The sequence below is a fragment of the Actinomadura sp. KC06 genome (assembly GCF_004348735.1).
Classification (GTDB): Bacteria; Actinomycetota; Actinomycetes; order Streptosporangiales; family Streptosporangiaceae; genus Spirillospora.
Genome location: NZ_SMKT01000211.1, coordinates 1 through 12,432, shown reverse-complemented (window position 1 = coordinate 12,432; position 12,432 = coordinate 1). Strand labels below are relative to the sequence as shown.

At 72.4% G+C, this 12,432-nt stretch carries 13 protein-coding genes; 7 read left to right on the top strand and 6 right to left on the bottom strand.

What is annotated here, in order from left to right:
* Window positions 1-45 precede the first annotated feature (45 nt).
* Together E1287_RS38380 and E1287_RS38375 are read left to right on the top strand one after the other, a co-directional pair.
* A complete protein-coding gene (locus tag E1287_RS38380; RefSeq protein ID WP_131970233.1) occupies window positions 46-1,530 on the top strand; it encodes a carboxyl transferase domain-containing protein in 1,485 nt (494 codons plus the stop codon).
* A complete protein-coding gene (locus E1287_RS38375; protein ID WP_131970231.1) occupies window positions 1,527-2,144 on the top strand; it encodes a class I SAM-dependent methyltransferase in 618 nt (205 codons plus the stop codon). Before E1287_RS38380 ends, E1287_RS38375 begins: the two co-directional genes overlap by 4 nt.
* A 29-nt stretch (window positions 2,145-2,173) precedes the next feature.
* Here E1287_RS38375 and E1287_RS38370 read toward each other — a convergent pair whose 3' ends face one another.
* A complete protein-coding gene (locus E1287_RS38370) occupies window positions 2,174-2,452 on the bottom strand; it encodes a hypothetical protein (protein WP_131970229.1) in 279 nt (92 codons plus the stop codon).
* A gap of 244 nt (window positions 2,453-2,696) precedes the next feature.
* Between E1287_RS38370 and E1287_RS38365 the strand changes: the two genes are divergently transcribed.
* A complete protein-coding gene (locus tag E1287_RS38365) occupies window positions 2,697-3,416 on the top strand; it encodes a gamma-glutamyl-gamma-aminobutyrate hydrolase family protein (RefSeq protein ID WP_131970227.1) in 720 nt (239 codons plus the stop codon).
* On the opposite strand, the gene E1287_RS38360 is transcribed toward E1287_RS38365, so the two are convergent.
* Window positions 3,388-4,071, bottom strand: coding sequence for a gamma-glutamyl-gamma-aminobutyrate hydrolase family protein (locus E1287_RS38360; protein ID WP_131970225.1), 684 nt, complete (start codon window positions 4,069-4,071; stop codon window positions 3,388-3,390). The genes E1287_RS38365 and E1287_RS38360 overlap by 29 nt on opposite strands.
* On the bottom strand, window positions 4,068-5,537 hold the full coding sequence (locus E1287_RS38355; RefSeq protein WP_131970223.1) for an aldehyde dehydrogenase family protein: 1,470 nt from the start codon (window positions 5,535-5,537) through the stop codon (window positions 4,068-4,070). The genes E1287_RS38360 and E1287_RS38355 overlap by 4 nt, the downstream gene beginning before the upstream one ends.
* Before the next feature lie 107 nt (window positions 5,538-5,644).
* On the opposite strand from E1287_RS38355, the gene E1287_RS38350 reads away from it, so the two are divergent.
* The 3 genes from E1287_RS38350 to E1287_RS38340 are packed head-to-tail and all read left to right on the top strand — an operon-like array spanning window position 5,645 to window position 8,828.
* Complete coding sequence (locus E1287_RS38350; protein ID WP_131970221.1) at window positions 5,645-7,093, top strand: aldehyde dehydrogenase; 1,449 nt, start codon at window positions 5,645-5,647, stop codon at window positions 7,091-7,093.
* Complete coding sequence (locus E1287_RS38345; protein ID WP_131970219.1) at window positions 7,081-7,983, top strand: catechol 1,2-dioxygenase; 903 nt, start codon at window positions 7,081-7,083, stop codon at window positions 7,981-7,983. Before E1287_RS38350 ends, E1287_RS38345 begins: the two co-directional genes overlap by 13 nt.
* Entirely contained in the window at window positions 7,983-8,828 is an 846-nt protein-coding gene (locus E1287_RS38340; RefSeq protein WP_131970217.1) for a fumarylacetoacetate hydrolase family protein, read from the top strand. Before E1287_RS38345 ends, E1287_RS38340 begins: the two co-directional genes overlap by 1 nt.
* Before the next feature lie 52 nt (window positions 8,829-8,880).
* On the opposite strand, the gene E1287_RS38335 is transcribed toward E1287_RS38340, so the two are convergent.
* Window positions 8,881-9,828 (bottom strand): TIGR03619 family F420-dependent LLM class oxidoreductase, encoded by a 948-nt coding sequence (locus E1287_RS38335; RefSeq protein ID WP_131970215.1) that lies wholly within the window; start codon window positions 9,826-9,828, stop codon window positions 8,881-8,883.
* 39 nt (window positions 9,829-9,867) lie between these two features.
* Entirely contained in the window at window positions 9,868-10,440 is a 573-nt protein-coding gene (locus tag E1287_RS38330; RefSeq protein WP_131970213.1) for a MarR family winged helix-turn-helix transcriptional regulator, read from the bottom strand.
* A 159-nt stretch (window positions 10,441-10,599) separates the two neighbouring features.
* Between E1287_RS38330 and E1287_RS38325 the strand changes: the two genes are divergently transcribed.
* Complete coding sequence (locus tag E1287_RS38325; RefSeq protein WP_131970211.1) at window positions 10,600-12,045, top strand: APC family permease; 1,446 nt, start codon at window positions 10,600-10,602, stop codon at window positions 12,043-12,045.
* Between the two features lie 14 nt (window positions 12,046-12,059).
* On the opposite strand, the gene E1287_RS38320 is transcribed toward E1287_RS38325, so the two are convergent.
* Window positions 12,060-12,432: acetoacetate decarboxylase family protein (locus tag E1287_RS38320; protein WP_165969403.1), on the bottom strand; the 373-nt coding region annotated here is incomplete at its 5' end.

Below are 12,432 nucleotides of genomic sequence, written 5' to 3'. Positions count from 1 at the left end.
GTCTCCACCCCCCGCCACCCCGGTCGGCCTGCCCGTGCGGTCATGATGGGGTCCGTGACGGAACGAGTCGGGGCGCGCGAGCTGCTGCGCCGCGTCCTGGACGCCGGCGGCTGGACGTCCTGGGACGTTCCGCCCGCCACGCACCCCGCCCCGTCCACTCCCTACGGCAAGGCCCTGGCCTCCGCCCGCGAGCGCAGCGGCTGCGACGAGGCCGTCATCACCGGCGAAGGCCGCCTGCGCGGCCGCCGCGTCGCGTTCGTCGTGTCGGAGTTCCGCTTCCTCGCTGGATCGATCGGCCTCGCCACCGCCGACCGGATCGTCGCGGCCGTGGAGCGCGCCACCGCCGAACGGCTGCCGCTGCTCGCCGCGCCCGCGTCCGGCGGCACCCGCATGCAGGAGGGGACGGCCGCGTTCGTCCAGATGGCCCGCATCGCCGCCGCCGTCATGGCGCACCGCGCCGCCGGGCTGCCCTACCTCGTCTACCTGCGGCATCCGACCACCGGCGGCGTGTTCGCGTCCTGGGGTTCGCTCGGCCATGTGACGGCTGCGGAGCCCGGCGCGCTCATCGGGTTCCTGGGCCCGCGCGTGTACGAGGGCCTGCACGGCGAACCGTTCCCGCCCGGCGTCCAGGTCGCGGAGAACCTCGCGGACAAGGGACTTCTGGACGCCGTGGTCCCCATCGACGATCTCGCCGAGATCGCTTCCCGCGCGCTGGACGTCCTCTGCGAGAGACCGTCCACGTCCCGCCGGCCGCGGCTCCCGTCCGATGGCCCGCCGGACACGGCGGCATGGGAGTCGATCGAGCGGTCACGGCGGCCGGGCCGTCCGGGCGTCCGGGATCTGCTCCGGCACGGCGCGTCCGGCGTCACCCCGCTCTCCGGCACCGGGGAGGGCGAGGCGGGCCGGGGCCTGCTCCTCGCGCTCGCCCGCTTCGGCGCGTCCCCCTGCGTCCTGATCGGCCAGGACAGGCAGAGCCAGCGCACCGGCGACCCGCTCGGCCCGGCCGGCCTCCGCGTCGCGCGCCGCGGCATGCGGCTGGCCGCCGAGCTGGGGGTGCCGCTGGTCACGGTCGTCGACACGCCCGGCGCCGCGCTGTCCGCCGAGGCGGAGGAGGGCGGCCTCGCGGGCGAGATCGCCCGCTGCCTCGCCGACATGATCACCCTGTCCGCGCCGACGCTCTGCCTCCTCCTCGGTGAGGGCACGGGCGGCGCGGCGCTCGCTCTCCTGCCTGCCGACCGCGTGCTGGTGGCCCGGCACGCCTGGCTCTCGCCGCTCCCGCCGGAGGGCGCCTCGCTGATCGTCCACCGGACCCCGTCGCGGGCGGACGAGCTGGCGGCGGCGCAGGGCGTCCGGTCGGCCGACCTCCTCCGCGACGGGCTGGCCGACATCCTCGTGGACGAGCATCCCGACGCGGCCGACGAGCCGGAGCCGTTCTGCCGCCGCGCCTCGGCCGCCGTCGAGCGGGAGCTGTCCGGCCTCGCCCCCGGCACCCCGGCCGCCCGCCAGGCCCGGTACCGTCCAGCCCCATGACCGAGGCCGCCACCCGTTCCGCGTACGACTCCGTCGCCGTCCTCTACGCCGACATGTTCCGCGACGTCCTGGACGACATGCCCCTCGACCGCGCGCTGCTCGCCGCGTTCGCCGAGATGACCCGGGATTCCGGCCCGATCGCCGACCTGGGCTGCGGCCCCGGCCGCCTGACCGGCCATTTGGCCTCGCTGGGACTTCCCGTCTTCGGCGTCGACCTGTCACCCGAGATGATCGCCCAGGCCCGCAGGGAACACCCGGACCTCAGTTTCGCCGAAGGCACCATCACGGCCCTCGACCTGGCCGACGAAAGCCTGGGCGGCATCGTCGCCTGGTTCTCGACCATCCACACGCCACCCGCCGAACTGCCGCGGGTGTTCTCCGAATTCCACCGCGTCCTCGCCCCGGGCGGCCACCTGCTGATCGCCTTCCAGGCTTGCGATGGCGACACGCCACAGCCCTTCGATCACAGGGTCACCCTCGCCTACCGTTGGCCGCTGGACGCTCTCTCCGCTCTGCTCCGCACCGCCGGGCTGATCGAGGTGGCCCGCCTCCACCGCGAGGCGTCCGAGCACGAACGCTTCCCCGCCGGGCACCTCTTGCTCCGCAAACCCTGACCGTTGCTCCGCAAACCCTGACCGCGACGTCAGAACTTACGCGCTTCGGCCTCGTCGCCTTCCCGGCCGTGCGCGGGGGTTTCGCTCCAGGCCCGATGCCAAAGCCGCTGACGGGGGACCCGGCGGGTGCCGCGACGGTGCCCGCCCCGCGGCAGGAACGAGGCGACCACCCCGGCGGCCGCGACGGCGACGAGCGCGGCGAGGGCCCAGGTCACGATCTTGAGGCCGGGACATCCCCGCATGCCCTTCCGGCTCCGCAGTGCTCGGACGATCGGGGGCGCGTCGCCCGTCACGGTGCTGTCCGCCATGTCGTTCGCTTTCTTTGTTCCGAGATGGCTAGCCCTTTATGGCCGTAACAGGATGTCATGAAACGGCCACCCGCCGCATGACGGCCACCTGGAAGACTGACCACGTTCAGCCACCCGCGAACGACACCCGTCCGTCCCGGTCACGGATTCGGGCTGCCGCGCCGGGGCACGTGTCGGGTGCGGGGTTGGTGGTTGGTCGTTTGGGACCTTACGATCTGGAGGACGTCGTTGGGGAGGGGGTGCCGTGCGAGCGCTCGTCGTGCAGCATGACCATGTGTCGCCGCCCGGGCCGGTGGGTGAGCGGCTGAAGGCGCGGGGGTTCGACATCACCGAGATGGTGGTGGTGCCCGAGGAGCGGCATCTGACGCCGGACGTGCGGGTCGAGTTCCCTGATCCGAGCGAGTGGGATCTCGTCGTTCCCATGGGAGCGCCCTGGTCCGTGGACGGTCCCGGCGTCGCCTCCTGGGTCGAGCCCGAGCTGCGGATGCTCGCGGCGGCGCAGGACGCGGGGGTGCCGGTTCTCGGGGTCTGCTTCGGCGGGCAGGCGCTGGCGGCGGCGCTCGGGGGCGCGGTGGAGCGGGCCCCGCGTGCCGAGATCGGGTGGGTCGGGATCGAGACGGCCGATCCGTCGATCGTCGGGCCAGGGCCCTGGTTCCAGTTCCACTTCGACCGGTGGGTCCTGCCGCCCGGCGCCGTGGAGATCGCGCGGAGTGCGGTGTGCTCGCAGGCGTTCGTGGTGGGACGGTCGATGGGCGTGCAGTTCCATCCGGAGATCACGGCCGCGCAGTTCGGGCTCTGGCTGGCGAACGGCGCGGAGGGTCACATGCGGGCCAAGGGCCTCGATCCCGATGCGGTGATGGCGGAGGTCAAGCGCACGGAGGCCGAGGCGGCCCGGCGGACCCATGCTCTCGTGGACGCGTTCCTGGACCGGGTCGCTACGCGGACGCCCGAACCAGGGCGTTGAAAAGGGCCTGCTGAGCCGGGTCGGTAGCGGCCGTGTCCTCGGGATGCCACTGGACGGCCAGGAACCAGTGGTCCGGGTCGGTCAGTTCGGCGGCTTCAAGGGTGCCGTCGGCGGCGTGGGCCGTCGGGGTCAGGGTGGGGGCCAGAGCCGCCGTCGACTGGTGGTGGTAGCAGGACGCGGTGATCTGCTCCGTGTCCAGGGTCTTGGCCAGGAGCGTGCCGGGAGTGACCGTCACGGGGTGGAGTTTGTGGCGGTGGTCTTCAGGCATGTGCTGGGTGAGGGCGCCGCCCAGGGCGGTGTTCACTACTTGGAAGCCGCGGCAGATGGCCAGGGTGGGGATGTTCGATTCCAGGGCGTGGGCGGCTAGGGCCAGGTCGAAGGCGTCTTGCGCGTCGTCCACGTCGTAGAGGGCTTCGTGTTCGGTCTCCGCGCCGTAGTGGCGGGGGTGGATGTCGCCGCCGCCCGGTAGGAGGAGGCCGTCGCAGCGTGCCAGCCGGGACGGTTCGTAGGGGGCCGCCGGGTGCATGATGAACGGTTCGCCGCCTGCCCGGTACACCGCCTCCACCAGGGCCTGGGCGGCGACCTCCGCCTTGTAGCGGAGGGCGGAGGCGGACGCGGAGAAGCGGGCCGGGAGCGCGATCAGGGGACGGGTCACAGCTCGATCCACGTGGTCTTGAGGTCGGTGTACTTGTCGAGGGCGTGGAGCGATTTGTCGCGTCCGTGGCCCGACTGCTTGACGCCGCCGAACGGGACGCTCATGTCGCCTTCCTCGTAGCAGTTGACCCAGACCGTCCCGGCGCGGAGGGCGCGCGAGACCCGGTGCGCGGTGGACAGGTCGGACGTCCAGACGGCGGCGGCCAGGCCGTAGTCGGTGTCGTTGGCCAGCGCGATCGCCTCGTCGACGCCGTCGAACTCCAGGACGGCGAGGACGGGTCCGAAGACCTCCTCGCGGGCGATCCGCATCCCCGGCTTGACCTGGTCGAACACCGTGGGGGCGATGTGGCGGCCGTCCGCCGTCGCGCCGGTGCGGAGGCGGGCGCCGTCCGACTTCGCCGCCTGGATGTGCGACATGACGCGGGCGTGGTGGGCGAGGGAGACCAGCGGGCCCATCTCGGTGGACGGGTCCAGAGGGTCGCCGGTGCGGAGGGATTCGGCGCGGGCGACCACGCGGTCGACCACCCGCGAGGCGATCGAGCGGTGCACCAGCAGGCGGGACGGGGCCGTGCACATTTCGCCGGCGTTGAAGAAGATGCCCCAGGCGGCGGTGTCGGCGGCGGCGTCCAGGTCGGGGGCGTCCGGGAGGATGATGTTGGGGGACTTGCCGCCGAGTTCGAGCCAGACGCGTTTGAGGTTCGAGTCCGCCGCGTAGCGCAGGAAATGGCGTCCGACCTCGGTGGAGCCGGTGAAGGCGAGGACGTCGACGGACGGGTGCTCGCCCAGCGCCCGGCCGGCCACCTCGCCGGGGCCGTTGACGACGTTGAACACGCCGGGCGGCAGGCCCGCCTCGGCGGCGAGCGCGGCCAGGTGCAGGGCGGACAGCGGCGATTCCTCGGCCGGTTTCAAGACGGCCGTGCAGCCGGAGGCGAGGGCCGGGGCGATCTTCCAGGCGGCCATCGTGAGCGGGAAGTTCCACGGGACGACCGCCGCGACCACGCCCACGGGCTCGCGGGTGACCAGCGCGAGCGTCGACGACGCGGTGCGGGGCGACTCGTCCAGCTGCTTGTCGGCGGCCTCGGCGTACCAGCGGACGCAGTTGATCACGGCGCGCAGCTCGATGCCGTACGACTCGCTGATCGGCTTGCCCATCTCCAGGCTGATCAGCAGGGCGATGGTGGAGCGGTCGCGTTCGATCAGGTCGGCCCAGCGCAGGAGGGCCGCCTTCCGCTCGGCGGGCGCGAGGCGGGGCCAGGGGCCGGTGTCGAAGGCCCGGCGGGCGGCGGCGACGGCCGCGTCCACCTCGGACGGCCCGGCCGACGCGATGCGGGCGATCGTCTTGCCGTCGCGGGGCGAGACGACGGGGATCGAGGCCGTGCCCGTGAACTCTCCGTCGATGTGGTGACCGGTGTGCGGGACGAGCCCGGCGGCACGGGCGCGCCATTCCTCGTACGGGACGTCGGCCACGGGCCCTCCTCTAGAGTCGTTTGTACCCGAACAGTAGCGTCGGCGGCTTGACCGCCGCCATCCCGGTTCCTAGATTATTTGGGACCAAACAAAATGGAGGTGGAGCGATGGCAAGCGTCGCGGGCGTCGCCGTCGAGCCCGGACACTGGATCGGCGGGGAGCGCACCGGTTCCCGCGCGACTTTCGCCAGCGTCTCGCCGATCGACGAGCGGCCGGTAGCGGAGATCGCGCGGGGCGGGGCCGCGGAGGTGGACGCGGCCGTCGCCGCGGCCCGCCGCGCCTTCCCCGCCTGGGCCGGAACGAGCCGGGACGAGCGGGCGCGGCTGCTGCACGCCATCGCCGACGGCGTGGAGAAGCGGATCGAGGAGCTCGCCCAGGTCGAGACGGCCGACAACGGGGCGCTGATCCGCTCCCACCGGCGCGGGGTGATGCCCCGGGTCGCGCACAACTTCCGGTTCTTCGCCGACTGGCTGCTGAAACTCGGCCACGACGACTTCGAGACCCGGGGCCACACCAACCACGTGAGCTGGGACCCGGCGGGCGTCGCCGCGCTCATCACCCCGTGGAACGCGCCGCTGATGCTCGCCACGTGGAAGATCGCGCCCGCGCTGGCGGCCGGGAACACCGTCGTGCTCAAACCCGCCGAGTGGACGCCGCTCACCGCGTCGCTGCTGGCCGACATCACGGCGCAGGCGGGGCTGCCGGACGGCGTGTTCAACGTCGTCCAGGGCTACGGCGCGGAGGTCGGCGGGCCGCTGACCGCGCATCCCGACGTCAACCGGATCAGCTTCACCGGCTCGGTTCCCACGGCCCGGACGATCGCGGCCGCGGCGGCCCCCAACCTGACGCCGCTGTCGCTGGAGCTGGGCGGCAAGTCGCCGCTGCTCGTGTTCGCCGACGCCGACCTCGATCTCGCGGTCGATCTGGCCGTCGAGCAGTACGACAACGCCGGGCAGGTCTGCCTCGCCGCGACCCGGCTGCTGGTCGAGTCGTCCATCGCGGACGAGTTCACCGCGCGTTTCGTGGAGAAGGCGTCCCGGATCAAGCAGGGCGATCCGCGCGAGGAGTCCACCGACATCGGGCCGCAGGTCCATCGCCGCCATCTGGAGCGCGTGGACGGGTTCGTCCAGCGGGCCGAGGAGGCGGGGGCGCGCGCGCTCATCGGCGGCGGTCCGAACGAGGAACTCGGCGGTCTCTACTACCGGCCGACCCTCTTCACCGACGTTCCGGACGGGGCCGAGATCCTCACGGAAGAGGTCTTCGGGCCCGTCCTGACTCTGCAGACGTTCGACACCGAAGAGCAGGCCGTCGCGATGGCGAACGGCACCCGGTTCGGGCTCGCCGCCACGCTCGCCACCGGTGATCCAGAGCGCGCGCGGCGCGTCACCGAGCAGCTCGTGGCGGGGACGGTGTGGGTCAACTGCTTCTTCGTCCGCGACCTGCAAGCCCCCTTCGGCGGGTCCCGGCAGTCCGGGGTCGGGCGTGAGGGCGGCGACTGGAGTTTCGATTTCTACTGCGACCTGAAGAACACGGTGACGGCCCCATGGGTGAGATAGTCGGCGCGGGACTCCTCGCGCACGTTCCCACGATCGTCCTGCCCGAGGTCACTCGGCGCGAGCTGAACGGCGGTGAGGACACCACGCTCGTCCCCGGCCTGCAGAGGCTGCGCCAGGACGTCTTCGAGAGGGACGACTACGACACCGTCGTCGTCCTCGACTCCCACTGGGCGACGACGGTCGAGTTCGTCACCACCGCGCAGGACCGCCGCGCGGGGCTCTACACGTCCGAGGAGCTGCCGCGCGGCATGTGCAGGATGCCGTACGACTTCCCCGGTGACCCCGAACTGGCCCACGCGGTCGCGCGCTACGCCGGCAGGCACGGCACGTGGATCACCCCGATCGACGACCCGTACCTGCCGATCTACTACGCCACCGTCAACCTGTGGACGCACCTCGGCGTGCGCGACGACCCGTACCTCGGCGTACCGGGCAAGCGGTGGATGTCGATCGGCGTGTGCCAGACCGCCGACACCGAGGACTTCCTGCGCCTCGGCCGCGCCCTCGGCGACGCCGTCGCGGCCACGGACCGGCGCGTGCTGCTGATCGCGTCCGGCGCGCTGTCGCACACGTTCTGGCCGCTGCGGGTGATCCGCGACCACGAGGCGTCCGGGCCCGAGCACATCTTCACGGCGGAGGCGCGGGCCGCGGACGAGCAGCGCATCGCCTGGCTCCAGAAGGGCGACCACGGCCGGGTGCTCGACACCATGCCGGAGTTCCTGACCTTCAAGCCCGAAGCCCGCTTCGGCCACTACCTCATGATGATCGGCGCCCTCGGGGAGCACGCCTGCACGGCCCCCGGGCGCCTCTACAGCGAGTACGAGAACTCCGTCGGGACGGGCCAGGTGCACATCTGGTTCGACCGCCCTGAGACCGGATGGACCGCGTAATGCCCGAATACCGACGGATCCTGCTCGACGGCGCCGCCACCCAGGTCATCAGGGACGGCGACGACCTCGTCAGCGCGGACGGCCGCGGCGTGCGCGCGGACGACGCCGTCCATCTGCCGCCGTGCGAGCCGTCCAAGGTCGTCGCGGTGCACCTCAACCACCGCAGCCGCGTCGAGGAGTTCCAGACGACGCTGCCGCCCGCGCCGACGTTCTTCCACAAGCCGATCTCGGCGCTGAACGCGCACGGCGGCGCGGTCGTCCGTCCCGAGCGGTGCAAGTACCTCAACTACGAGGGCGAGATCGCGATCGTCATCGGCCGGACGGCCCGCAACGTCGCGCCGAAGGAGGCCGGGGACTACATCGCGGGCTACACGGTCGCCAACGACTACGGCCTGCACGATTTCCGCGACACCGACGCCGGGTCGATGCTGCGCGTGAAGGGCTCCGACACCCTCTGCCCGCTCGGCCCCGGCCTCGTCACCGGCTGGGACTTCCGCGGCAAGTACCTGCGGACGTACGTGAACGGCGAGCTGGTGCAGGACGGCAGCACCGACGAGATGGAGTGGGACATGCACTATCTCGTCGCCGACATCGCCCGCACCATCACGCTCTACCCCGGCGACGTGCTGCTGTCGGGGACGCCGGCGAACTCGCGTCCCGTCCGGCCGGGCGACGTCGTCGAGGTCGAGGCGGAGGGGCTCGGACGGCTCCGCAACCACATCGTCGCGGGACCCGTGCCGATCCGGGACGACTGCGGCGCGCAGCCGACCGAGTCTGAGGAGGTCATCTCCACCGCGTTCGGCGGCGACTGGGAGTTCCGCGGCATCCGCGCCCCGCGTCGCTGACGGCCGGGGACGTCCGCGCGGGCGGCCAGCGGGAGCCCGCGCGGACACCCCGTCAGGACGTCAGCGCGCCGGCGCGGCGGACGACCTCGCGGCAGAACGCGCCCACGCCGTCCGGGTCGTCGGTGAACTGCGACGGCTTGATGCAGAACGTCGTGAACCCCTGCTCCAGCTGCGACGGGATGGTCTCCAGCGCCGGTTCGAGCGGGGACACCGAGTCGTCGTCGGGGAACACGGGACGGCAGCCGCCGATCATCTCCAGGTCGTCGGCGTCCCGTCCGGCGGCGGCCATCGCGGCGCCGAGGCGGTCCAGCTCTTCCGGCGTGGGGCGTCCCAGCGGGTGGAAGCCGTGCCCGTACTTCACGATCCGGTCGAGGAGCCGGTCGTGCAGGTGTTGCCCGCCGAGCCACATCCGCGGCCCGTCCGGACGGTACGCGCGGGGCTCGAAGTAGACGTCCTCGAAGGAGAAGTGCGTGCCGCTGTAGGAGACGGGGGAGCCGCGCCACAGCAGGTCCCAGATCTCCAGCTGCTCGTCGAGGATCTTGCCGCGCTTCCCGAACGGGACGCCCAGCGCCGCGTACTCGTCCCGGCTCCAGCTCACGGTCGGCTGGACGACGAGGCGCCCCTCCGACAGCAGGTCGAGCGTGCCGATGTCGCGGGCCAGCGCGAGCGGGTGCCGCAGCGGCGCGAGGACGGCCGCCGCCGCCAGCCTGATCCTCGTCGTGACGGACGCGATCGCGCCGAGCAGCATCAGCGAGCCGGGCCACGGGGTGAACGGGTCCTGGTTGCCGGGGTAGGCGTAGTCGCGCGGGTTGCCCATCACGCCCTTCGCGCCCGCGTCCGGGCCGAGCACGATGTGCTCGCTGACCATGACGGCGTCGAAGCCGGCGTCCTCGGCCTCGCGCGCCCACCGGACGAGGGTCGGCAGGTCGCGGCCGGTGGTGAGGGTCCAGTTCTCGCTGAGCACGAGCACGAAGCGGGGCGAGCGTGGCGTTGGCGTCATCCCGGTATCGTATGGGCCCAAACGAAACGCGGGCAAGGGTCAGGTGCGGGAGCGGCGGCCCGAGCGGCGCGGCGGCGGGGGCGACTCGGCCCGCAGCGAGGCGCGCCGTCCGTCGCCCTCCTCCTCCAGATGCTCGATGATCGACCGGAGCGTCTGCGCCAGGCCCCGGTTGTCGTCGCCGCTCAGCCGCTCGACCACGAACGCCTCCTCGGCGTTGAACGCCGGGAACAGGCCCCGCATCAGGTCCTGCCCCTTGACGGTGAGCCGGAGCAGGACGAGCCGCCCGTCCGTGGCGTGCGAGCCGCGCTCGATCAGGCCGCGCCCCTCCAGCGTCTTGACGACCCCGGTGAGCGTCCCCTTGGAGATCCCCGCCTCCTCGGCGACGTGGCGCGTCTCCATCTCGTCCCAGATCCACACCACCCACAGGACGACGAACGCGGTCCAGGTCAGGTCGGCGCCGCGCAGCACCGAGCTCTCGAAGTGCTGCCGGATCGCCGCGGCGGCCCGGTAGATGTTGGAGACCGCCATCATCGCGTCGTGCCGCAGCGGGACGTCGCCGAGCCGCCGCTGGATGGCCTGCTCGGTCTCTTGCAGTGTGTGGTGCCCGGTCACGTGCGTCCTCCAAGGGGCCCGGCGCTGATGACCCTGTCACGGGCCGAAATGCGAATCTACCCTTGCCGGGGCCCGGCCGACTTCGTACGATCCTCGCGACCCGTATTCGTGCGGACCCAAACGATACCCGGTGGGCCCGCTCCGGCAAGGGAGCCGCGCATGGCGATCCCCGAAGACGTCGCGTCCACCACGCCCGCCGGAACGGGCCGGCGCCGCATCGGCGCCCCCGAGATCGTGTTCTTCGTCGTCGCCGCGTCGGCCCCGCTGACCGTCGCCGCGGGCGGGCTCCCGACCTCGTTCGCCGTCACCGGCGTCGTCGGGATCCCGCTGCTGTACGTGGTGCTGGCGGTGCTCCTGACCGTCTTCACCGGCGGGTACGCGGCGATGAGCCGGTCCATCGCCAACGCCGGAGCCTTCTACTCGTACGTGACCAACGGGCTCGGGCGGGTCGCCGGGGTCGGCACCGCGTTCGTCGCCCTCATCTCCTACAACACGATGCAGATCGGGCTGTACGGGCTGTTCGGGTTCACCACGGCCGACTTCCTCAAGGCCAAGCTGAGCATCGACCTCCCCTGGTGGGCGGTCGCGCTAGGCGGCGTCGCGGCCGTCGCCGTGCTCGGGTTCTGGCGCGTCGACCTGAACGCCCGCGTCCTCGGCGTGCTGCTCGCGGTCGAGTTCCTGACCGTCCTGGTCTTCGACCTCGCGCAGCTCGCGGACGGCCCGTCCGGCGTCTCGGCGACCTCGCTCAGCTGGGACGCCGCGACCTCCGGCGCGGTCGGCGCCGCGTTCTGCTTCGCGATGGCCAGCTTCATGGGCTTCGAGGCCGCCGCCCTCTACAGCGAGGAGTGCCGCGACCCGCGCCGGACGGTCGGCCGCGCCACCTACGTGGCGGTCGCCGTCATCGGCGTGTTCTACGCGTTCACCGCGTGGGCGATGACGGTCGGCGCGGGGGCGTCCGAGATCATCGGGCGCGCGCAGAAGGACGGGCCGGCGCTCGTCTTCGTCCTGTCCGAGGAGCACGTCGGCGCGCTGTTCGCCGACCTGGCGCAGCTCTTCCTCGTAACGAGCCTCTTCGCGGCCCTGCTGTCCTTCCACAACGCGGTGGCGCGGTACTTCTTCTCGCTGGGACGCGAAGGCGTCCTGCCCTCGCCCTTGAGCCGGACGCACGACCGCCACGGCTCGCCGCACATCGGCTCGCTGACGCAGACAGCCCTCGCCGTCGTCGTCGTGGTCGCTTTCGCCTTCTCCGGCAAGGATCCGGTTCTGACGCTCTTCAACTGGTTCACGAACCTGGGCGCGCTCGGCGTGATCCTGCTGCTGACGGTGACGTCGGCCGCCGTGGTGGCCTACTTCGCCCGCGACCGGCGGGGCGAGAACGCCTGGAACCGCCTGATCGCGCCCGTCATCGCCTGCCTGGGCCTGGGCGCCGTCTTCATCACCAGCCTGCTCAACTTCGACGCCCTGCTCGGCGCGGAGAAGGGGTCGGCGCTGACGTGGGTGCTGCCGGGGTTCATCTTCGCGGCCGCGATTCTGGGCGTGGTGTTCGCCATGTATCTGCGGAGTGCCCGTCCGTCCGCCTACGTCCGCATCGGCAGCGGTGCCTGAGTGCGGGGGAGGGGTCAGGCGAGGTGGCGGCCGCCGTTCCAGATGACGCCTACCTGGCGGAAGTAGGCGGCGATGGGCTCCTCGACCGTCAGCAGCGAGAGCTCCTCGGTCGGGGAGTCGAACAGGCGCAGGTCGGCGTCGCCCTTCCAGGCCTGGCCCGCCTCGAAGCCGGACGCGCCCGACTCGATCAGCTCGTCCAGCGCCGGGGCCTGGCCGGGTTCGATGGACGGCAGGTGGCGGTGGTGCGCCATGGGGTGGCCGTTGACGAAGCCGTTCGTCTCGGACGGCTCCCGCAACGTCACCACGGCCTCGGCGATGCGGCGGTCGGCGGCGGCCAGCGTGGCGCCGAAGCGGCTCCCGGCGGCCAGGCGCGGGGCGGGCCCGTAC

Bases quoted from the DNA above. Each gene is read 5' to 3' on its own strand.
- E1287_RS38380 (WP_131970233.1), top strand. From the start codon at position 46: ATGGGGTCCGTGACGGAACGAGTCGGGGCGCGCGAGCTGCTGCGCCGC.
- E1287_RS38375 (WP_131970231.1), top strand. From the start codon at position 1,527: ATGACCGAGGCCGCCACCCGTTCCGCGTACGACTCCGTCGCCGTCCTC.
- E1287_RS38370 (WP_131970229.1), bottom strand. From the start codon at position 2,452: ATGGCGGACAGCACCGTGACGGGCGACGCGCCCCCGATCGTCCGAGCA.
- E1287_RS38350 (WP_131970221.1), top strand. From the start codon at position 5,645: ATGGCAAGCGTCGCGGGCGTCGCCGTCGAGCCCGGACACTGGATCGGC.
- E1287_RS38345 (WP_131970219.1), top strand. From the start codon at position 7,081: ATGGGTGAGATAGTCGGCGCGGGACTCCTCGCGCACGTTCCCACGATC.
- E1287_RS38340 (WP_131970217.1), top strand. From the start codon at position 7,983: ATGCCCGAATACCGACGGATCCTGCTCGACGGCGCCGCCACCCAGGTC.
- E1287_RS38335 (WP_131970215.1), bottom strand. From the start codon at position 9,828: ATGACGCCAACGCCACGCTCGCCCCGCTTCGTGCTCGTGCTCAGCGAG.
- E1287_RS38325 (WP_131970211.1), top strand. From the start codon at position 10,600: ATGGCGATCCCCGAAGACGTCGCGTCCACCACGCCCGCCGGAACGGGC.